The 18,541-nt window shown below is 61.7% G+C and carries 23 protein-coding genes; 10 read left to right on the top strand and 13 right to left on the bottom strand.

Annotated elements, in window-relative coordinates:
- Positions 1 to 45: 45 nt before the first annotated feature.
- Together EOW68_RS15890 and EOW68_RS15885 are read right to left on the bottom strand one after the other, a co-directional pair.
- Complete coding sequence (locus tag EOW68_RS15890; RefSeq protein WP_128226147.1) at positions 46 to 483, bottom strand: transcription elongation factor Spt5; 438 nt, start codon at positions 481 to 483, stop codon at positions 46 to 48.
- Positions 483 to 656 (bottom strand): protein translocase SEC61 complex subunit gamma, encoded by a 174-nt coding sequence (locus EOW68_RS15885; protein WP_128226146.1) that lies wholly within the window; start codon positions 654 to 656, stop codon positions 483 to 485. The genes EOW68_RS15890 and EOW68_RS15885 overlap by 1 nt, the downstream gene beginning before the upstream one ends.
- 343 nt (positions 657 to 999) lie before the next feature.
- Between EOW68_RS15885 and EOW68_RS15880 the strand changes: the two genes are divergently transcribed.
- The gene (locus EOW68_RS15880) at positions 1,000 to 1,323 is read left to right on the top strand and encodes an ArsR family transcriptional regulator (protein ID WP_431358985.1); all 324 of its coding nucleotides are present in this window, start codon (positions 1,000 to 1,002) and stop codon (positions 1,321 to 1,323) included.
- Positions 1,324 to 1,473: 150 nt separating this feature from the next.
- Here the strand turns inward: EOW68_RS15880 and EOW68_RS18910 are convergent, their stop codons facing one another.
- From EOW68_RS18910 to ftsZ, 3 genes are all read right to left on the bottom strand, one after another.
- Positions 1,474 to 1,611 (bottom strand): hypothetical protein, encoded by a 138-nt coding sequence (locus tag EOW68_RS18910; RefSeq protein WP_431358984.1) that lies wholly within the window; start codon positions 1,609 to 1,611, stop codon positions 1,474 to 1,476.
- A gap of 82 nt (positions 1,612 to 1,693) precedes the next feature.
- Positions 1,694 to 2,296, bottom strand: coding sequence for a GNAT family N-acetyltransferase (locus EOW68_RS15875; RefSeq protein ID WP_128226144.1), 603 nt, complete (start codon positions 2,294 to 2,296; stop codon positions 1,694 to 1,696).
- Between the two features lie 77 nt (positions 2,297 to 2,373).
- Positions 2,374 to 3,534 (bottom strand): cell division protein FtsZ, encoded by a 1,161-nt coding sequence (ftsZ, locus tag EOW68_RS15870; RefSeq protein ID WP_128226143.1) that lies wholly within the window; start codon positions 3,532 to 3,534, stop codon positions 2,374 to 2,376.
- Between the two features lie 182 nt (positions 3,535 to 3,716).
- Here ftsZ and rnz point away from each other — a divergent pair, with 182 nt between their 5' ends.
- Positions 3,717 to 4,667 (top strand): ribonuclease Z, encoded by a 951-nt coding sequence (gene rnz, locus EOW68_RS15865; protein WP_128226142.1) that lies wholly within the window; start codon positions 3,717 to 3,719, stop codon positions 4,665 to 4,667.
- Between the two features lie 13 nt (positions 4,668 to 4,680).
- On the opposite strand, the gene EOW68_RS15860 is transcribed toward rnz, so the two are convergent.
- Positions 4,681 to 5,034 carry a winged helix-turn-helix transcriptional regulator gene (locus EOW68_RS15860; protein WP_128226141.1) on the bottom strand — a complete coding sequence of 118 codons (354 nt, stop codon included), beginning with the start codon at positions 5,032 to 5,034 and terminating at the stop codon, positions 4,681 to 4,683.
- Positions 5,035 to 5,183: 149 nt separating this feature from the next.
- Here EOW68_RS15860 and EOW68_RS15855 point away from each other — a divergent pair, with 149 nt between their 5' ends.
- Positions 5,184 to 5,378 (top strand): cold-shock protein, encoded by a 195-nt coding sequence (locus EOW68_RS15855; RefSeq protein WP_128226140.1) that lies wholly within the window; start codon positions 5,184 to 5,186, stop codon positions 5,376 to 5,378.
- Positions 5,379 to 5,435: 57 nt separating this feature from the next.
- On the opposite strand, the gene EOW68_RS15850 is transcribed toward EOW68_RS15855, so the two are convergent.
- Complete coding sequence (locus EOW68_RS15850; protein WP_128226139.1) at positions 5,436 to 6,053, bottom strand: VOC family protein; 618 nt, start codon at positions 6,051 to 6,053, stop codon at positions 5,436 to 5,438.
- A 139-nt stretch (positions 6,054 to 6,192) separates the two neighbouring features.
- On the opposite strand from EOW68_RS15850, the gene EOW68_RS15845 reads away from it, so the two are divergent.
- On the top strand, positions 6,193 to 7,332 hold the full coding sequence (locus EOW68_RS15845) for a thiolase family protein (RefSeq protein ID WP_128226138.1): 1,140 nt from the start codon (positions 6,193 to 6,195) through the stop codon (positions 7,330 to 7,332).
- Positions 7,333 to 7,469: 137 nt separating this feature from the next.
- Here the strand turns inward: EOW68_RS15845 and EOW68_RS15840 are convergent, their stop codons facing one another.
- From EOW68_RS15840 to EOW68_RS15830, 3 genes are all read right to left on the bottom strand, one after another.
- Complete coding sequence (locus EOW68_RS15840) at positions 7,470 to 7,724, bottom strand: type II toxin-antitoxin system HicA family toxin (RefSeq protein ID WP_128226137.1); 255 nt, start codon at positions 7,722 to 7,724, stop codon at positions 7,470 to 7,472.
- Complete coding sequence (locus EOW68_RS15835; RefSeq protein ID WP_128226136.1) at positions 7,725 to 7,991, bottom strand: type II toxin-antitoxin system HicB family antitoxin; 267 nt, start codon at positions 7,989 to 7,991, stop codon at positions 7,725 to 7,727.
- A 91-nt stretch (positions 7,992 to 8,082) separates the two neighbouring features.
- On the bottom strand, positions 8,083 to 8,982 hold the full coding sequence (locus EOW68_RS15830) for an MBL fold metallo-hydrolase (protein ID WP_128226135.1): 900 nt from the start codon (positions 8,980 to 8,982) through the stop codon (positions 8,083 to 8,085).
- A 93-nt stretch (positions 8,983 to 9,075) separates the two neighbouring features.
- Between EOW68_RS15830 and EOW68_RS15825 the strand changes: the two genes are divergently transcribed.
- From EOW68_RS15825 to EOW68_RS15815, 3 genes are all read left to right on the top strand, one after another.
- On the top strand, positions 9,076 to 9,537 hold the full coding sequence (locus EOW68_RS15825) for a TRAM domain-containing protein (protein WP_128226134.1): 462 nt from the start codon (positions 9,076 to 9,078) through the stop codon (positions 9,535 to 9,537).
- A 134-nt stretch (positions 9,538 to 9,671) separates the two neighbouring features.
- Positions 9,672 to 10,043, top strand: a complete 372-nt coding sequence (locus EOW68_RS15820) for an Hsp20/alpha crystallin family protein (protein ID WP_128226133.1) — start codon at positions 9,672 to 9,674, stop codon at positions 10,041 to 10,043.
- A gap of 81 nt (positions 10,044 to 10,124) precedes the next feature.
- Complete coding sequence (locus EOW68_RS15815; protein WP_128226132.1) at positions 10,125 to 10,673, top strand: acyltransferase; 549 nt, start codon at positions 10,125 to 10,127, stop codon at positions 10,671 to 10,673.
- Positions 10,674 to 10,752: 79 nt separating this feature from the next.
- Here EOW68_RS15815 and EOW68_RS15810 read toward each other — a convergent pair whose 3' ends face one another.
- On the bottom strand, positions 10,753 to 12,483 hold the full coding sequence (locus EOW68_RS15810; protein WP_128226131.1) for a hypothetical protein: 1,731 nt from the start codon (positions 12,481 to 12,483) through the stop codon (positions 10,753 to 10,755).
- Entirely contained in the window at positions 12,476 to 13,264 is a 789-nt protein-coding gene (locus tag EOW68_RS15805; protein WP_128226130.1) for an ABC transporter ATP-binding protein, read from the bottom strand. The genes EOW68_RS15810 and EOW68_RS15805 overlap by 8 nt, the downstream gene beginning before the upstream one ends.
- Before the next feature lie 143 nt (positions 13,265 to 13,407).
- Here EOW68_RS15805 and EOW68_RS15800 point away from each other — a divergent pair, with 143 nt between their 5' ends.
- Positions 13,408 to 14,667, top strand: coding sequence for an MgtC/SapB family protein (locus EOW68_RS15800; RefSeq protein ID WP_128226129.1), 1,260 nt, complete (start codon positions 13,408 to 13,410; stop codon positions 14,665 to 14,667).
- Here EOW68_RS15800 and trpB read toward each other — a convergent pair whose 3' ends face one another.
- The gene (gene trpB / locus EOW68_RS15795; RefSeq protein ID WP_128226128.1) at positions 14,668 to 15,843 is read right to left on the bottom strand and encodes a tryptophan synthase subunit beta; all 1,176 of its coding nucleotides are present in this window, start codon (positions 15,841 to 15,843) and stop codon (positions 14,668 to 14,670) included. It abuts the gene before it with no gap.
- A 132-nt stretch (positions 15,844 to 15,975) separates the two neighbouring features.
- Between trpB and EOW68_RS15790 the strand changes: the two genes are divergently transcribed.
- Both EOW68_RS15790 and EOW68_RS15785 read left to right on the top strand, forming a co-directional pair.
- Complete coding sequence (locus EOW68_RS15790) at positions 15,976 to 16,161, top strand: DUF7576 family protein (protein ID WP_128226127.1); 186 nt, start codon at positions 15,976 to 15,978, stop codon at positions 16,159 to 16,161.
- 115 nt (positions 16,162 to 16,276) lie between these two features.
- Positions 16,277 to 18,532, top strand: coding sequence for a heavy metal translocating P-type ATPase (locus EOW68_RS15785; RefSeq protein WP_128226126.1), 2,256 nt, complete (start codon positions 16,277 to 16,279; stop codon positions 18,530 to 18,532).
- The last annotated feature ends 9 nt before the right edge of the window (positions 18,533 to 18,541 follow it).

Below are 18,541 nucleotides of genomic sequence, written 5' to 3'. Positions count from 1 at the left end.
AACCGCTCACTTCGTTCGCGGACGTTTACTGCTTTTCTGGCTGGACTACCGCTCTTCGGAATCGAGGACTCGAATCTGGTCGCCACGCACCGTGACCGGAATCGGGACTGTCGCCTCGTACAGCTCCACTGTTACCTGATCTTTCCCCTCGTCGATCCGCTGGACCTGCGCTTTCTCGCCTTTGAATGGGCCGGCGATGAGTTCCACGATGTCACCCTCGGCGATCCCTTCGACGTCGGGGGTCGGCGAGAGGAAGTGCTCGACCTCGGCCATCGAGGTCTGGCCCTGGACGATCCCGTTGGCGTGGGGAATCTCGTCGAGAATCCGGTCGAAGACGGAGCTGTCGTCGGCCTCGACCATCACGTAGGAGGTGACCGAATCCGGCGCGAGCGCGGCGTGAATCGACGGCTCCTCGCGGTTGATGATCATATCCGCGACCGTCTGTTCCTGGCTCGCTGTGGTCTTGACCGCGTAGATTCCCATTACGGACCACCTGGGACGAAGTTCATGAACATGAAAATCAGGAAGCCGATGAGGCCAACGAGCAAGATTCCCCCGCCCGCAATCTTCGCGACCTGCCAGAACTCCTGCCAGGAGGGTGTACTCGCGAGTTTGAGCACTCGCGTGTACGAACTGATATCACGTGGTACTTTCATACGGGTACGTAATCCACCCGACGCATTTTACTCCTTCGACACGACGTTTTTCGAGTCGGGTTCATACTGGTGGCCGTGAGAAGCAGACGAATATCCGTCCGAATTCATAGCTATCGGTATCGCTGTGTTCACGACCCTCGACACACCGTCGGCTCGTGACCGAAGCGATTGAAAGCCTGACAGTACCGCGATATCCGTCTTTGGCACAGTCCATTCGTGTAGGGACTCGCTCTCAAAACCGCCACCTCTCGGTTTCGATGTAACTCGGTTAACTACACGTCAATAAAACGTGAAAAAGTCGATAGTACATATGTATGTGGGCGGTTTGATCTGTATGGATAATATGAAACGAGAGCGAGAGATCTCTTTTGACGATATGCTCGAAGTAATGAGTCATATCCAGCGTCGGAAGCTGCTCCTGGCACTGACCGAGCACAATCCGCAGGATGACGCGCCATTCGATCCCGTCAACTCGAAGGACGAGGCATCGATCGAACAGATCGTCCAGATGAAACACGTCCACCTCCCGAAACTGGTCGATCACGGTTTCATCGAGTGGGACCGAGACACACACGAAGTATCCAAGGGCCGAAACTTCGAGGAGATCCGACCGCTTCTCGAACTACTCGACGAGCACGCGGATGAACTACCCGAGGGCTGGCTTTGAGGCTGCGAATCAACACGACCGGTCCCCGCTAACGCTGCTGGCGGCCGACGCACCGCTTTCTGCCGTATTCGAGTCGTCCCGATCTTTCTGCGATAGTCGCTACTGTCCGGTTCGATTCGGAAGCACATCGAGAACGTTCGTTACTAATCGCTAACTCGCGTCTGACTCGGGATTGTTCGCCCGCCGGTAGTTCCCGACCATTTTCCACAGCGTCTCGTCGAAGTCATTGTCTGATGACTCGGCTTCGAGCTGGCTGTACAGTTCTTGCGAGACTGTTATTTCGGGCATCACTATCTCCTTCATGATAGACGATTATAAATCCTGTAGGAGTACAAAGTGAGTAAAAATCCACAGCAGCATCGACGAGGCGCTACGATTCTGTCCGGCTCTCTGTCCACTCTTTCTTGCTGATGCTGTACCGGATCGAGTCCCGTGGTTCGCCGTCGACGACCATATCGTTTCGAATCCGCCCCTCCTTGCGGCCACCGAACCGTTCGACGTAGCTCTCGATCGCCCGGCGGGAGTTCTCGTTTTCTGGATCGTGTGTCACCGCGACGACCGCCAGATCGAGTTGCTCGAAGGCGAGTTCGAGCAGCCGGCCAGCACGCTCGCCGGAGTACCCCTTCCCCCAGAACGGCTTCCGGAGCCACGTCCCCAGTGTTGCTCGCTGGCGGTGCCACTCCGGGTCCAGTCCCGCAACGCCGGCGAACTCTCCGGCCCGGTCCCCCGCTTTCGGCCGGAGCACGTAGGTCGCCTTCGCATCGTCCTCGAAATTCTTGCCACAGCGGTCGACCCACTCGAAGGCCTCCTGTGGCTGCTCGTAGGGGTCCCAGGTGACGTATTCGGTAATCTCGTCGATCGCTGGGGCGTCAGTGCGGACGTGCTCGTACAGTTCGTAGGGGTCGAACGACTCGGGCCGAAGCGCCTCGTACCGGAGTCGCTCGCTCTCCAGTTCCACTGGAAACACTCCCATGGGACAAGGCCGAACCGGTCCGCAAAAAACCTGATTGTGGTGTGTCCGCACTTCGCGTGTGAACCGCGACGGTGCGATTACTCGACGTAGTCGATGTCGTCGCCCATCTGCTTGGCTGCTCGCTCGCGTTCTGCCTCGCTTTTGCCGTAGATCTGTGGGCTCTCGACGCCCGTGACGACGATCATCGTCTCCATCTTGCCCTCGAAGTCGGAGTTGACCGAGGCACCCCAGATGATGCGTGCATCGGGGTCGATCCGGTCGTAGATCTCCTCGACGACACCCTCTGCCTCTTCGATGCTCATGTCAGGCCCACCGACGACGTTGACGAGCGCACTGTTCGCACCGTCGAACTCGACGTCGAGCAGCGGCGAGCGAAGCGCAGAGCGGATCGAATCCTGTGCCTTGTTCTCGCTGTCGGATTCACCGAGTCCGATCATGGCGACACCGCCGTTTTCCATGATCGTCCGAACGTCGGCGAAGTCGACGTTGACGAGGCCGGGTTTCGTGATCAGTTCGGTCATCCCCTTCACCGAACGCATCAGGACGCGGTCACAGATCTTGAAGGCGTCCTGCAGCGGCATCGATGGGGCGTAATCGAGCAGTCGGTCGTTCGGCACGACGATCACGGTATCGGAGACAGACCGGAGTCGTTCGAGTCCGGCGTCGGCGTTCGCACGCCGTCGCTCACCCTCCGCCGTGAACGGAATTGTCACGATAGAGATCGTCAGCGCACCGGAATCCTGGGCGGCCTGTGCGACGACCGGGGCCGCACCTGTCCCCGTTCCGCCGCCGAGACCGGCCGTAACGAAGACCATATCGGAGCCGTCGATCGACTGCTGGATATCCTCGATGTTCTCCTGTGCGGCCTCCTCGCCGATCTTCGGGACCGAACCCGCACCGCGCCCGCCCGTCCGCTTTTTGCCGATCAGGATCTTCGTATCCGCCGCCACCTCGTCGGCGAGGTGCTGGGCATCCGTGTTCGCGGCGACGAGTTTCGCGCCGTGGATCCCCTCTTCCATCATCCGTGTGACCGTGTTCCCTCCAGCGCCGCCACAGCCGACGACCGTGATTTTCGTTTCGAGATCTTTGACGACCGACGCCAGCTCTTCGTCGGTCATCTGACCCGATGTCGATGGCTCTCCTCCCGTACTCGTCCCGCTCGTCTCGTCTGTCTGCTCGACGTCGTCGGCCTCCTCCTCCTCGGCCTCGTCGATAGCATCGTCGATGATGGAATCCATGATTTAAACCGGCATAGCAGGGGGATTCTTATATGTTTTCCCCATCGTCTGACGCCTGACTGACTGAAACCGGCAATAAAATCGGTCTGTCTCTTACAGGTTCGGTGAATCCCCGACTCCATCGGTCGCTCGCGCCGGTGAACCGTCAACCCCTATTACCTTCGGTCTCCGAGTTGGTCCCAATGCGAGTGACCTTCCTCGGGACGAGCGGCGCAGTGCCCACGACCGAGCGCAATCCCAGCGCACTGCTCGTCGAACGCGAGGGTGATCGACTGCTCTTTGACTGCGGTGAGGGGACCCAGCGCCAGATGATGCGCTTCGAGACCGGCTTCGACGTCGAACACATCTTCGTCACACATCTCCACGGCGACCACGTTCTCGGACTGCCGGGACTGCTCCAGACGTGGGATTTCAACGAACGCGAGAAACCGCTCACGATCCACGCACCGGCAGGCACCCGCTCGACGATCGAGGGACTCGTCTCCGCGACCGGCGACACCCCATCGTATCCGATCCGTATCACGCAGGACAATCCTGGTGACGTCGTTCTCGACGCCGGCGAGTACGAGGTCCGGACCTTCGATGTTACGCACAGAACCAATGCAGTCGGTTACGTCCTCGTCGAGGACGACCGCAAGGGACGGTTCGACCGCCAGAAGGCCGAGGAGGAACTCGGACTCTCTCCGGGTCCGGAGTACTCGAAACTCCACCGCGGCCAGCCGGTCGAACACGAGGGGCGGACCATCCAGCCCGAGGAGGTCGTCGGCCCGCCACGGCCCGGCCGGACGTTCGTCTACACGGGTGACACTCGACCGGTCGAGCAGACGATCGAGGTCGCCGAGGATGCAGATCTGCTCGTCCACGACGCGACTTTCGGTGACGACCACCACGACCGCGCGAAACAGACTGCCCACTCGACGGCCAGGGAGGCTGCGACGGTCGCCCGCGATGCCGGGGCCAAACGACTCGCCTTGACCCACCTCTCGACGCGGTACACCGGCCGCGGCTGGGAACTCGAAAACCAGGCCGAGGAGGTCTTCGACGGCCGCGTCTTCATGGCCGACGACGGGATGCGCGTCGAGATCCCATACCCGGATGCCGACCGGGAGTTCACCGTCGAACTGATCGAGTGATGGATCTCCCGACCTAGTGACTCTCCGCGTCGACCCACTCCTCGGACCACTCCTCCAGGCGGTCCATCACCGGACAGAGCGCCATCCCTTTCTCGGTCAGACTGTAGTAACTCGCGATCGGCCGTTCCTCGACGCGGCGTTTCACCAGCTCCGCGTCTTCGAGATCGTCGAGCACCCGCGAGAGCGTCCGCGAACTCGCGCCAGTCGACCGCTTCAGTTCGTTGAACCGCTTTTCACCCTCCTGGAGATCGTACAGCACCACGAGTCGCCACTGCGAGCCGATCTCTTCGACCGCCTCGACGACCGGACACGCTGCCTCGTTTTGCTGTTCCACACTCTGTTCGGGTGGCTGGCTCTGCTGTGACATTACCCCGGATAGCCTCCCCAGGATCATATAGGTTCTGAAACAAACCAGGTAACAAAGTGATACTACACATTCTCTAGAACCGCTGTAACGGTCGTGGTATCACGACTCTCGGAACCCTTATCCCCCGAACCGGCATACGTTTGGTTGCAATGGCAAACGGTAAGGTTGATTTCTTCAACGACACAGGCGGTTACGGTTTCATTTCGACAGAGGACGCGGACGATGACGTTTTCTTCCACATGGAGGACGTTGGTGGCCCGGACCTCGAAGAAGGCACAGAGATCGAATTCGATATCGAACAGGCCCCCAAAGGCCCCCGCGCGACGAACGTCGTCCGCAACTAATCTGTTTCATCTGTCGCTTCGGCGACACTGAGACGGCACATCATTTTTTGGACTAACTCACATCCCAGCAGCGCCGCTCGTGGCATCTGGCAGGTCGTACTCTCTCACTTCGATCCCCAGTTTTTCGAGTGCCGCCCGCATGTGTTCGGTCTCGGCGTACTCCGCGCCTGCTTCCTCACGGATGCGCTGGGTCGCCGCGAGCACCTCGCCTTTCCGTTCGTCCGGGACGTCGAATTTGTCGGCGGTGAGTTCGATGATGAGCCCGTCGTGGTCGCGGGTGTACAGCGAGAAGAAGATCCCCCGGTCGAAGACGTTGTAGGAGTAGCCGTGGTCGTCGAGTGACTCAGCGACTTCCTCGAATCGCTCGGGATCGATGTTGAAACAGAGGTGGTGTACCCCGCCGACGCCGGTTCGCTGTGGTTGGCGACTCGATGGCCGGTCGTCGCTGACGAAGAAGGTCAGAATTGTCCCGTCACCCGTGTCGAAAAACAGGTGTGTCTGGGAGGGATCGTCGAGATTCGGCTGCCGAAGCACCAGCGACATTCCGAGCACGTCGCGGTAGTACTCGATCGTCTCCTCAGCATTCGACCCCCAGATTGTGATGTGATCGGTTCCCAGCGTGTGAAAGTCGCTCTCGGGCTTTGCTGCCGTGACCGGGATCTCCTCACGTCTCATACGCTACCATACAGACGGACGACAAAAAAGCCGGTCGCAAGCGGCCCGACTCCCGGCAGTAGTGGTCGTACTAATTCGGCCTGCACTTTCCAATGGAAGGATAGCCAGATTTAAATTAACACACTGTAATGTTGTCTGCATGGTAGAACAAACGCCAGTAGTCGTTTCGGCCGTTCGGACACCCCAGGGAAAGGAGGATGGCGTCTACGCGGACGTTCGGAGTGAGGATCTCTCTATTCCGCTCGTCGACGAGATGCTCGCCCAGACCGGATTGAGCGGTGAGGACGTCGAGGATCTGCTCTGGGGCTGTGCCCAGCAACGGGAGGAGCAGGGCAACAACGTCGCCCGCGTGATCGCCTTGCTCTCCGAACTCGGCGAGTCAGTCCCCGCGACGACGATCAACCGGTGGTGTGCCTCCTCGGCAGAGTCGGTCATGCGTGGTGCCGACGCGATCGCCGCGGGTCAGCGGGAGTGTGTCATCGCCGGCGGGATGGAGTCGATGAGTCGGGTGAAGATGGGCGCGAACACCGCCAACGTCCATCCCGGGCTCAACGACCACTACAACGTCGCCGAACTCCAGATGGGGATGACCGCGGAGAAGGTCGCCGAGGAGTACGACATCTCCCGGGAAGCACAGGACGAGTACGCCGCCCGGAGTCAGCAACGCGCCGCCGAGGCGACCGAGTCGGGTCGGTTCGACGACGAGATCGTTCCGATCGAGACCGAGGACGGCACTGTCGAGGAAGACGAGGGGATCCGGCCAGACACGACGGCCGAGAAACTCGCTGGACTCCCAACTGTATTCAAATCCGAGGGGACGATCACCCCGGGCAACGCCTCGCAGGTCTCCGACGGTGCGTCTGGACTCATGCTGACCAGCGAACGCTTCGCCGAGGAACACGATCTGGATATTCTCGCAGAAGTCGGTAATCACAACGTCGCCGGTGTCGACCCGACAGTGATGGGGATCGGTCCGGTCCCTGCTGTCGAAGGCCTGCTCGAAAAGTACGACCGCGAGACTGACGACTACGATCTGGTCGAACTCAACGAGGCGTTCGCGAGCCAGTGTCTGTACTGCCAGCAGGAACTCGGCTTCGACGACGAGATTTACAACGTAAACGGCGGTGCGATCGCGATCGGCCACCCGCTCGGTGCGACCGGCGCGCGACTCCCCGTGACGCTCATCCACGAGATGCACAAACGCGACGCCGATCTGGGACTGGCGACGGAGTGTGTCGGCTTCGGACAGGGGGCTGCGATCGAGTTCCACCGACGGTAACTTCCTCTCCCGGTCCGGAGCGGAGCGACGGACCGGCCTTTTTCGCCCACGTTTTTGCCGTGAGTGGTGGCGAGCACAGCGAGCCACCCGAACGGGAAAAAGGTGGGGGTGCGGCGATAGAGTTCCACCGGCGGTAATCATCGGTTCTGGTCGATCCACTCGCAGAACGCATCGAAATTCTCTGCTCCGGCCTGGTCGGCGATGCTCCGGAGTGTTCCCAAATCAATGCGATCGTGGAGCGGAATCGTGACGCGCCGCGGTTCAGTATTGTGGTCCTCGGGAGGTATCCATTCGACAATTAGGTGGCTACCGCTCGTTCTGACGTGGCGGAAGTTTCCAGTGTTCACCAGTACCCTGTAGATTTCCTCGCCGGAGAAGTCCCTCGTAACCATTTACTCCAAAACGTCTGGTAGCTCCCCGCCTTGTGAACGAGCGATTTCGGGATCGACTCCGAGTTCACGTAGTTCCTCGTCTGTCGGCTCATGTCCGGTTTCGCCCCGGTAGAGTGCGAGTGCCTCGTCCAGATTTTCGAGAGCTTTCGTTCTCGTCTCCCCCTGGCTGGCGACGCCGGTCCGCTGATCTGTCGCCGTCCAACTGCCACTCGGATTTTCGAGGAGTTCGATTTGTTGGCAATCATCTGGTGTATCGCTTTTTGCCATCCGTACGCGACAGTTGGTCGTCTTTACATAAGAACACTCGGACGAACTCGTTGCGTGTTTCCGGAAACTAGCTGCTCTCCCCTGGGTATTCTCAATTCCGCTCGTCCAGATAGTGCAGGACACCGCGGACGTTCATCTCCTCTTCGCCGCGTGCGTGGTCTTCTGACCAGACAGATGTCGTCTCCATTCGTTCGACGAAGTACTCGATGACGGCCTCGTCGTCCGCTAGCTCTGCTCGCTTCTCCTCGACCTGATCGACCCAGACCTCGATGACCGTCGCGTACTCGTCGAGCAGGTCGCCGGTCTCTCTATCGCCGAAGTGCCCGTAGTAGAGTGCTGCCGGGTCGAGATCCTGTATCATCTCTACGTCTTCCAGACAGCCCTCCAGGTCGAATCCCGGCGGTGGTGAGGTCTGGCGGACCCCGTCCAGCCCGGGAATGTTGATCCCGGCCGCATCCGCGGTGAAGACGCCGTCGTTGGCCCGGTCGTAGAACACCGCCTGGTGGAAGGCGTGGCCCGGCGCGTGGTGGACGTCCAGGCTGTGATCCCCCAGATCGATCGTTTCGCCGTCAGCGAACGTCTCGATCCTGTCTTCGGGGACTGGTTCCGGCTCCGCGTAGTACTCGATCCGGTCGCCGACGACCTGTTTGGTCCCCTCCCAGATCTTCGTCGGATCGACGAGAAACTGTGCGCCGGCCTCGTAGACACAGACGTCCGCGTTCGGGCAGGCCTCGGCGAGATAGCCCACACCGCCGGCGTGGTCGAGGTGGACGTGCGTCGGCGCGATCACCGCTAGATCTTTCTGGTCGATGCCGAGTTCGTCGAGGGCGTCGAGAATCCACTCGTAGTTGCGGCCGGTGCCGGTGTCGACGACTGCCGGACGGTCCGAATCGAGGATGTACACCGAGCCGTAGCCAGTAGAGTCGTACAGCTCCATATCGATGTAATAGAGATCCTCCGCCCCAGCGCTTTTTGCTTCGATCAGATCCATACTGTCCGTTCGATGGCTTGCACGTTAACGATTGGCCTCCCTGGACCACAGTGTTGCGTAAGCGTTTAATTCACCGGCAGAGTAGCCGATGGCATGGCCGACTGTCCACTCGCCGACGACTGCCCCAGTTTCAGCGAGCACATCGAGGGTATGGGCTGTCAACACTACGGCGACCGTGGTGGGAAGGAGTGGTGTAACCACTACAATCAGCCGATCGAGGATCTGAAATCACAGCCCGTCAAACCCGGCGAGGAGATCGTGATCGAAGTCGAGGATATCCACGAGAGTGGGGCCGGCGTCGGTCGAACTGAAGACGGCTTTATCGTCATGGTCGATGGCCTCCTGCCACCGGCCCGTGCTCGCGTCAGAGTGACCAACGTCATGTCCAACCACGCACGCGGCGAGGAAGTCGAACGACTTCCCGACGAACCGGAAGACACCGACGAGGTCGATGCCGACGCAGGGGCAGAGAACGACGATGACGAGGAAGAAGAGACGACGACCGACAAACAGGACCCACGGCTCGGCAGTCGCGACAACTTCTGGGGCAGCTAGGCGGGGGTAGTCCGTATTTCTGGGGACCGAGTGACTCCCTCGGTGTCGGACGGCGTTTGCAGATTGGTCTCAAATCTCGAACAATATTTATTACGAACCGCGAACAACTATCTCGTGTATCGAGGTGAACACCGATGGCACTGCCACGGACAGCACCGAACTCCTGGATACAGGGTCTCGACTTCCCGAGCAGACTGTTCGAAACAGGGAGTACAGACTACGAACTGTACGAGGAAGACGACGAGTTCGTGCTCAGTGTCGAGATGCCGGGCTTCGATCCCGAGGAGATCACTGTCTCGTGGGAAGACGGTGTGTTGAACATCGCCGCCGAACACGACGACGAAACACGCGGCGAGCGCAGAACCTACCACCGTCGGTTCCGGTTCCCGAAAGACGTCGACGACGAGGCGATCACCGCCGAGTACAACAACGGGCTCCTCGACATCCGGCTCCCGGTACTGACCGGCGCCACGGTCTCCGGCCGGGAGATCGAAGTGCAGGGCTGACACCGTTGGGCTCCTGATCCCAACGGTTGTGGTCGTTTTTTTATTCGCGAGTTTCAAGGTCGGCCCCGTCGAAACCACCCTGTGGAGCGACCAGCACGCGACGAGAGTCGATCAGGCGATAGCGACGACAGCCCCCAGCGCCACGACCGCATCACCAGCCACCAGCGCACGGGTGTCGGCAACTCGATGCACCAGTGGCACAAACTCCGGAGTCCACTCCGTGTGACGATCAACTACATCGTAATACTTCTATGCCGGATCTCCCCGAGTCTGGCACTGAAGCGGTTTCTGCTCCGGAAACTCGGGATGTCGATCGGGAGCGGGGTGGCCTTCGGGCTGGAGTCGACGCCGGACGTCTTCTGGCCGGAACTGATCACGATCGAGGACGACGCCGTGATCGGCTACGATGCCACGATCCTCTGTCACGAGTTCCTCCGGGACGAGTACCGCACCGGTGAGGTGGTCATCGGTGAGGGGGCGATGATCGGCGCGAGCGCGATCATCCTCCCCGGCGTCGAGATCGGTGCCGGCGCTCAGGTCGCTGCGAACTCGCTCGTCACCGAGGATGTTCCGCCAGAGACGACCGTTGCGGGCGTTCCGGCGACCGAATTCAGCAGCGACGATTCTTGATACTGCCGGCTGTACATTCGGAAAGATATGTGCCACCCGAGGTGGCCCAACTCTTCAGTTTCTTACAGCCGGCAGTATATCACTCCAGCCGGTAGCTGTCGATCCGCCGGCTCGCAAACAGATAGGCGAGTGGCACGGCCACGACGACGAGGCCGGTGACGATCTGTGAGGCCGTTTCGAGCCTACCGGGGCTGACCGTGATTCCGTAGGGTAGCCAGGTCGTGAGCAGATCGCTCGTCACGATCCGGTAGATGTCGTCGATCAGAACGCCGATTGCAGTGATCGAGAACGTTGCGGTCATCGAAAACAGCGTGAAGGCTGTTTTGCTCGGGAGCAACGCTTTCGTCGAACCGGTCAGATCGATACTCTGAAATCGCGGGAACGCTGCTCCGAATCCCGCAGCCAGGACTGCGCCAGCGATCACAGCGAGGGGACTGGCCAGACCGACTGAGAGCAGTGTTTCTGTCGACCGGCCGGCGACCTGCGCCGTGGCGATGGCCGCGACAGCAGTCGGTAGCACGAAGATCAGCACTGCCGCGAGGACGTAGCCGTGGACGACCTGCCGACCGCGGATGCGTGCGGTCAGCACTGTCGGGAGTGTTGCACCCTGGTCGCCGAGCAGGTTGAGTGGGAAGGCGGCGCCCGCGACCCAGCCACCGTACAGCAACACGCCCCAGGGGAGCCACTCCGGAACGAATCCACTGCTGACTGCCGTCTCGATCGTCGGCAACAGCAAAAACAGCGGGACGACGACGTAGACCAGCTGGAGCGGTGACCGGTAGGCACGCACGAGCACGGTCGTCGTGACGCCGCGAGCCCCGGCACTGACCCCCACCACTCCGAGGGCTGCATCGAAGCGCTCCCCGAGTGAGGTGCTGTCTCGACCGCTTGATTCGACCGGTTCGTCGTCACTGTCCCTCTGGCGCTGCTCTGCATACCAGGCGTACTCGGCGGCCCGGACGACGGCGAACACACCGACAGGAACCACGGCGGCGCTGACTGCCAGTGCTCCGATGGCGTTCAGCACCGATGCGCCGGCGTTCGGGGTGGTCAGGAAGGTCAGATCGGCGAGCCAGCCAAGCGGCGAAGAACGCAGCAGTTCGCCGGCATCGATCACGATCGTGAACAGCCGTCCTGTCGCACTCAGCCAGATGTAGCCGACGAAGATCGCCACGCCGATGGCCGGCTTGAGTTGCGTGAGTCTGGCCGATCGGCGGACGATGCCTTTGATCGTCAGTCCGCACGCGTAGCCGATCGTGACGCCGGTGACGAGCAGGAGGATCGACCCGGCGAGGATACCCGCGATCGGTGCGGGCGTCCCGACCCCGACAGCGATGCCGATCCCGCCGGCCAGCGCCGGCAGACAGAGCAGCGGCGCGTAGCCGACGACCGTTCCCAGAAGGAGGCCACCAGCCACGTCTTTCGGCGGCCGGACCGTCAGAATGGCTGCCTGGTTGTCCACCTCTCCCTCCGAACCAGTACCGGCCATGATCCCGAAGGCCACCATTGTGATCCACGTCCCGATGACGATGGTGAACGCGATGTCGATGGGGGCCGAGTCCGCGTTCAGTTCCTCCCCGAACGAGGCCCCGAAGCTGTACATGATCGGCAGCGAGACGAGCACGAACAGGATGCCGATCCCGGCCAGAGCAAGCCAGAGATCCTGATTGCGGACCTTCCGCCAGGAGCGTCTGGATTCGATCCGTGCGACGAGATAGCTGATCGATGGTGACGGGACCCATCCCTGTCGGGATCTGCTAACCGGACGGTCGCTGTGGTGATTTTCGGAGCCGTGTGTCTCGCTAGACATGGCTACTCTCTGCGACTGCTTCGATTTCCTCCCCGGCGGTCTCTTCTTGCCGGGTCACGTTCAGGAACACCGTTTCGAGATCGGCGTCGCCGTCCTCGGCTGCGGCGCGGGTTTTCAGTTCCTCGGGAGTCCCTTCGGCGACGAGCCGGCCGTCGTGGATCACGCCAATCCTGTCGGCGAGTTCGTCGGCGACCGGGAGGATGTGTGTCGAGAGGAAGACGGTCATCTCCTGGTCGGCGAGGTCGGCGATCGTCTCCCGCATTGTCCGGGCAGCCCGTGGATCGAGTCCGCTCGTCGGCTCGTCCAGAAAGAGGACGTCGGGATCGTGCAGTATCGTTCCGATGACGCCGAGTTTCTTTTTCATCCCCGTGGAGTAGCCGTCGATCCGCCGGTCCGCGTCGGCGAGATCGAAGCGATCGAGATACGCTTCGACCCGTCGCTCGACGTCGTCGCCGTCGAGTTCCCGGAGGCGGGCGACGTAGCGGAGATACTCCCGGCCGGTCAGCTCGTCGAACACTGGTGGTTCGGCGGGGAGATAGCCGATCCGCTCGGTGAGCGCCGCTCGATCCGTGACCGACAGCCCGGCGACCGTCGCCGTTCCTGCCGTGGGTTTCGTTAGCGTCGTCAGCATCCGCATCGTCGTCGTCTTCCCCGCCCCGTTCGGACCGAGAAAGCCGTAGACCTCACCCCGCTCGACCGCCAGATCGAGACCGTCGACGGCGAGTACGTCTCCACCGTACCGTTTGGTCAGCCCGTCGGCCGCGATCGCCAGCTCTGTCATTGGCCTGCGTTTCGAGCAACCCACCCATAGTGGTACTGTTCTGTTTCACTGGGAGAAACGACGTCTGCTTGTCGAATGTAGACACCTGACAGCAGAACGAACACTCGTACATATTAGCATCGAGATCCTACGTGGTGACTCTGATGGTCGTCGACATTCCCGACCTGCTCGTTCAGCTCCTCGTTGCGGTGGCGACGGGTGCGCTGATCGGTCTCGAACGCGAGCGCAGGGAGAGACGGAAGTTCGCCGGGTTGCGGACGATGGCACTGCTCTGTGGGGCGGGACCGATCACCGTCGAAATTGCACGGACTGAAGGCCAGCCACTCGTGCTCGGCTTTTATTTCGTGCTCGCGCTCGGCCTCGCTTTCGGGACTGCGGCGGTTCGTGCGCTCCACAGCGGGAACGATGTCGGCTTTACGACGTCGGTGACAGTGTTCGTCGTCGCGTTGCTCGGCATCCTCATCGGCTACGGCCGGTTTTTCGAGTCGACGTCTATCGCGATCGTGACCGTGTTGCTGCTGGCAGAACGCGAGCGACTCCACGGCTACGTCGACAGCCTGACCGACGAGGAACTCCGGGATTCGCTCACACTCGGCGCCCTGGTGTTCATTCTCTTCCCGATCCTGCCCGACGAAGCGATCGATCCCTACGGGATCGTCGTCCTGCGAGACGTGCTCCTCTTTGTGATCTTTGTCCTGCTCATCGAGTTCAGCTCCTACGTCCTGATGCGCCAACTCGGCGGGTCGAAAGGACTCGCGGTGACGGGACTGCTCGCCGGTGGAGCGAACTCGCTTGCGGCCGCTGGCGTGCTCGCCCGACTCACGAACGAGTCAGAGGATGCCGTCACCGCTGCCTCGTTCGCGCTGTTGCTCGCGACGCTGTCGATGATCGTCCGGAACGTCGGGATCGCCGTGGTTCTGGCCGTCGAACTGGCCTGGCTCATCTGGCAGCCAGCGCTGGCGATGGGCGGGCTGACAGTCGCCTCCGCGGCGGTTCTCTGGCGGACCGGCGAGACGACGGAGGATCTGGGGATCGACCTCGAATCGCCGTTTTCGTTGCGCTCTGCGGCCAAATTCGCGCTCGCGTACGTGCTCATCCTGCTGGTCTCCGTCGGCGCGGGGGAGCTGTTCGGCGGGGTGGGGCTGCTCGCGACGGCCTTCGCCGGCGGACTCGTCTCCTCGGCTGCGGTCTCCGTGACGGCGGTGACGGTCTTTACCGACGGCACTGTCGGCGGTGAGACTGCTGTGGCGATGGTCGTCCTGGGGATCGTCGCGAGTCTCTGCTCGAAGATCGTCCTCGTTGAGTTCGTCAACAGCGAGATGCGCAAGGAGGCGGTCGTGCCGATGGCGCTCGTCGGTGTGGCTGGACTCGCGACTGTGCTGCTCGGGCTGGTCGTAGTCTGATCACGATGGCGTCAGATCGAACTGCTCGGCGGCCGAACGCATGTCCTTGTCGCCGCGGCCACAGAGGTTGATGAGGAGACTGTCGTGGTCACCCTCCTCGGCGAGTTTGAACGCCAGCGCGAGTGCGTGGCTCGGCTCGAATGCGGGGATGATCCCCTCGTTTTCACTGAGTTCCCGGAACGCGGCGAGCGCTTCCTCGTCGGTGATCGCCCGGTACTCGGCCCGGCCGGACTCCTGCAGGGCGACGTGTTCCGGCCCGACAGCTGGGTAATCCAGTCCCGCGCTGATCGAGTGGTTCTCCGTCTCGTCGTCGATGACTTTCGTCTTCATCCCCTGGAAAATTTCCCCGTCGCTGTCTTCGTTCGAGGTCAGTGGCGCGGAGTGATGGCCCGAACCGAGCCCCTTCCCGCCGGGTTCGGCTCCGTAGAGATCTACCTCCTCGTCGTCTTTGAACGCGTGGAACAGGCCGATCGAGTTCGAGCCACCGCCGACAGCAGCGACACAGGCGTCCGGCAACTCGCCGTGCATCTCCTGGATCTGTTCGCGCGCCTCCGTGCCGATCACCGACTGGAACTCCCGGACCATCCGCGGGAACGGATCGGGGCCGACGGCGCTACCCACGAGATAGTGGGTGTCGTCGACGTTCTCGATCAGATCCTCCATCGCGGCGTCGACAGCCTCGGCCAGTCCCTCGTTGCCGCGGGTGACCGACCGGACCTCCGCACCCATCAGCCGCATCCGGAAGACGTTCATCTCCTGGCGCTGGATGTCGTTGCGACCCATATACACGGTCGTGTCCAGATCGAGCAGGGCACCGACCATCGCCGTCGCGGTGCCATGCTGGCCGGCCCCCGTCTCGGCGATGAGCCGGTCTTTGCCCGCCTGCTTCGCGAGCAGCCCCTGCCCGAGCGTATTGTTGAGTTTGTGCGCGCCGCCGTGGAGCAGATCCTCGTGTTTCAGGTAAATCTCCGTGTCGTAGCGTTCGCTCAAGCTCCTGGCGTGGAAGACCGGTGTCGGTCGACCTGCGTAGTGTTCCAGGAGATACTCGAACTCCGCCCAGAACTCGTCGGAATCGATCGCCTTCTCGAACCCAGCAGCCAGTTCGGCGAGTGGTCCCTCCAGCGGTTCTGGGACGTGTCGTCCCCCGAAGCCGTCGAACGTTCCCTCTGATGCCATACCCGCCACTGACGGGAGCGAGCTATTAAATGTTCTCGGGGTATCCACCGCTGCATCGCGGTTCGTGTTGCAAATCTGAAGATTAGCACAAAATAGCCGTTAAATACCATGGGTTACGACGTAACAGACAGCATGGTTGACCCGACATCGGATCTCAACGAGAACACCTCGGAGGAGGACGCACCCAGCTGTGCGACCTGCGAGGCCAAGATCGTTGACAGTCCGAACCACCGAGTCATTACGTGGATCGACGATGGAACTGTCCAGTCCGCTCACTTCTGTGACGACAACTGCCGGATCGACTGGGATGGTGAATAGCAGTCAGACTCCGGCCTCGATTATTAATCTACCACCCTATTCTTACCAGTAGTTTCTATTAAAACAGCGATATATAATAGCTGAATTAATAACTCTTCGTCTCCTACCCCGGGATATGAGCGAGGAGTCACACGAGCGGGTCCGGTTTACCGTCCCGGGGATGGACTGTTCGTCCTGTGCCGGCACTGTCTCCACGGCGCTGTCGGGCATCGACGGCGTCAGTACCGTCGATCCCGCCGCAGCGACCGGTCGTGTTGCTGTCGAGTACGACCCCGAGCGCGTCGAGGAGTCCACACTGATCGACGCGATCGAGGCGGCAGGGTACGAGGTTACCGACTCCGGACGGAACGGGGCCGCAGAGTCGCGAACGATCTGGACAAGTACGCGGGCGCTCAAAACGTGGGCGAGCGGACTCTTCCTATTCGCGGGGCTGGCACTCGTCGTCACCGGGGTCGACGCTGCTGTCGTGACGGTTCTCGGCGTGGAGCACACGCTGGCGGATACTGCCTTCCTGCTTGGCACCATCGTGGGCGGCGAGATCATCCTCCGGAACGGACTCGTCTCTGCTCGCCAGGTCTCGCTGGATATCGACTTCCTGATGAGCGTCGCGATCTTGGGTGCCGTCACCGCGAGTTTGGGGTTCGGTGAGGGGCTGTACTTCGAGGCTGCGACGCTCGCCTTCCTGTTCAACGTCGCCGAACTGCTCGAAGAGTACTCGATGGACAGAGCCCGAAACTCCCTCCGAGAACTGATGGATCTCTCACCCGACGAGGCCCGCGTCCGCCGCGGTGGCGAGGAACGCACGGTCCCCGCAGAGACTGTCGAGATCGGCGAGACGGTCCTCGTCCAGCCCGGTGAGAAGATCCCAGTCGACGGCACCGTTCTCGACGGAGAGAGCGCAATCGATCAGTCACCGGTGACCGGCGAGAGTGTTCCAGTCGACAAGACTGCCGGTGACGAGGTGTATGCCGGGACGGTAAACGAGGTCGGCTACCTCGAAATCGAGACGACGGCGGGGGCCGACGAACACACCCTCGCCCGGATCATCGATCTCGTCGAGGACGCCCAGTCGGCGAAGACCGACCGCGAGCAGTTCGTGGATCGGTTTTCGGACTACTACACGCCCGTCGTGGTCGGCCTGGCCGTCCTCGCGGTGCTCGTCCCGCCACTGCTGTTCGGCGGGGCCTGGAACAGCTGGTTCGTCCGGGGGCTCACGCTGCTGGTACTCGCCTGTCCCTGTGCCTTCGTCATCAGCACACCAGTGTCGGTCGTCTCGGGGATCACCAGCGCCGCACGCAACGGCGTCCTCATCAAGGGCGGTAACCACCTCGAAGCGATGGGCGAGGTCGACGCCGTCGCGCTGGACAAGACGGGAACGCTGACGAAAGGCGAACTCACCGTCACGGATGTCGTCCCACTGAACGGCAACACCGAAGACGACGTGTTGCGCTGTGCCCGCGGGCTGGAGAAACGCAGTGAGCACCCGATCGGCGACGCCATCGTCGACCGCGCCGAGCAGGCGGCGGTCGCCGACCACGACGTGACGGAGTTCGAGGCGATCACCGGCAAAGGTGTCTCTGCAACGCTTGGCGGTATCTCGCACTACGCCGGGAAACCCGCGCTGTTCGAACAGCTGGGGTTCGATCTCTCGCACGTCCACGCGACGACCGACGGCGGTGTCGTGACCGCACGCTCCCAGCAACTCTGTGAGCGAAACAACTGTCTGGATCTCCTCTCGGAGACGATTCCAGCACTCCAGCGGGAGGGGAAGACGGTCGTCCTCGTCGGGACGGAAGACAAACTGGAGGGCGTCGTCGCCGTCTCAGACGAGATCCGGCCTGGGGCGGCGGAGATGGTCGACCGACTCCACGAGCTGGGTGTCGAAGCGGTCGTTATGCTGACCGGCGACAACGAGCGAACGGCCCACGCGATCGCCAGGGAGGTCGGGGTCGACGACTTCCGTGCCGAACTGCTGCCCGAAGAGAAGGTGACGGCGATTCGGGACCTCGAAGCAGAGCACGGCTCGGTCGCGATGGTCGGCGACGGCATCAACGACGCCCCGGCACTTGCAACGGCAACGGTCGGCGTGGCGATGGGTGCTGCCGGGACCGACACCGCACTCGAAACGGCCGACATCGCGTTGATGGGCGACGATATCTCGAAGCTCCCCTACCTGCGTGATCTCTCTGGACGGGCAAACGGTGTCATCAGGCAGAATATCTGGGCCAGTCTCGGTGTGAAAGCGCTGCTCGTGGTGCTCGTCCCCTTTGGTCTCGTTCCGATTTGGGTCGCCGTCCTGATCGGTGACGCGGGAATGACTGTCGGTGTGACCGGGAACGCGATGCGTCTCTCCCAAATAAAAGCCGAGTAGACCGGTTAC

It is taken from the genome of Halovenus amylolytica (assembly GCA_004015825.1).
GTDB classification, from domain to species: domain Archaea; phylum Halobacteriota; class Halobacteria; order Halobacteriales; family Haloarculaceae; genus Halovenus; species Halovenus amylolytica.
Note: the sequence above shows the minus strand (reverse complement) of the source record. Positions and strands in the feature narration are given on the sequence as shown.

Coding starts and splice junctions, on each gene's coding strand:
- EOW68_RS15835 (WP_128226136.1), bottom strand. CDS start 7,991: ATGGCAAAAAGCGATACACCAGATGATTGCCAACAAATCGAACTCCTC.
- EOW68_RS15825 (WP_128226134.1), top strand. CDS start 9,076: ATGGCCGACTGTCCACTCGCCGACGACTGCCCCAGTTTCAGCGAGCAC.
- EOW68_RS15830 (WP_128226135.1), bottom strand. CDS start 8,982: ATGGATCTGATCGAAGCAAAAAGCGCTGGGGCGGAGGATCTCTATTAC.
- EOW68_RS15805 (WP_128226130.1), bottom strand. CDS start 13,264: ATGACAGAGCTGGCGATCGCGGCCGACGGGCTGACCAAACGGTACGGT.
- rnz (WP_128226142.1), top strand. CDS start 3,717: ATGCGAGTGACCTTCCTCGGGACGAGCGGCGCAGTGCCCACGACCGAG.
- EOW68_RS15885 (WP_128226146.1), bottom strand. CDS start 656: ATGAAAGTACCACGTGATATCAGTTCGTACACGCGAGTGCTCAAACTC.
- EOW68_RS15810 (WP_128226131.1), bottom strand. CDS start 12,483: ATGTCTAGCGAGACACACGGCTCCGAAAATCACCACAGCGACCGTCCG.
- trpB (WP_128226128.1), bottom strand. CDS start 15,843: ATGGCATCAGAGGGAACGTTCGACGGCTTCGGGGGACGACACGTCCCA.
- EOW68_RS15890 (WP_128226147.1), bottom strand. CDS start 483: ATGGGAATCTACGCGGTCAAGACCACAGCGAGCCAGGAACAGACGGTC.
- ftsZ (WP_128226143.1), bottom strand. CDS start 3,534: ATGGATTCCATCATCGACGATGCTATCGACGAGGCCGAGGAGGAGGAG.
- EOW68_RS15850 (WP_128226139.1), bottom strand. CDS start 6,053: ATGAGACGTGAGGAGATCCCGGTCACGGCAGCAAAGCCCGAGAGCGAC.
- EOW68_RS15820 (WP_128226133.1), top strand. CDS start 9,672: ATGGCACTGCCACGGACAGCACCGAACTCCTGGATACAGGGTCTCGAC.
- EOW68_RS15785 (WP_128226126.1), top strand. CDS start 16,277: ATGAGCGAGGAGTCACACGAGCGGGTCCGGTTTACCGTCCCGGGGATG.
- EOW68_RS15855 (WP_128226140.1), top strand. CDS start 5,184: ATGGCAAACGGTAAGGTTGATTTCTTCAACGACACAGGCGGTTACGGT.
- EOW68_RS15790 (WP_128226127.1), top strand. CDS start 15,976: ATGGTTGACCCGACATCGGATCTCAACGAGAACACCTCGGAGGAGGAC.
- EOW68_RS15845 (WP_128226138.1), top strand. CDS start 6,193: ATGGTAGAACAAACGCCAGTAGTCGTTTCGGCCGTTCGGACACCCCAG.
- EOW68_RS15860 (WP_128226141.1), bottom strand. CDS start 5,034: ATGTCACAGCAGAGCCAGCCACCCGAACAGAGTGTGGAACAGCAAAAC.
- EOW68_RS15875 (WP_128226144.1), bottom strand. CDS start 2,296: ATGGGAGTGTTTCCAGTGGAACTGGAGAGCGAGCGACTCCGGTACGAG.
- EOW68_RS15840 (WP_128226137.1), bottom strand. CDS start 7,724: ATGGTTACGAGGGACTTCTCCGGCGAGGAAATCTACAGGGTACTGGTG.
- EOW68_RS15880 (WP_431358985.1), top strand. CDS start 1,000: ATGAAACGAGAGCGAGAGATCTCTTTTGACGATATGCTCGAAGTAATG.
- EOW68_RS15800 (WP_128226129.1), top strand. CDS start 13,408: ATGGTCGTCGACATTCCCGACCTGCTCGTTCAGCTCCTCGTTGCGGTG.
- EOW68_RS18910 (WP_431358984.1), bottom strand. CDS start 1,611: ATGCCCGAAATAACAGTCTCGCAAGAACTGTACAGCCAGCTCGAAGCC.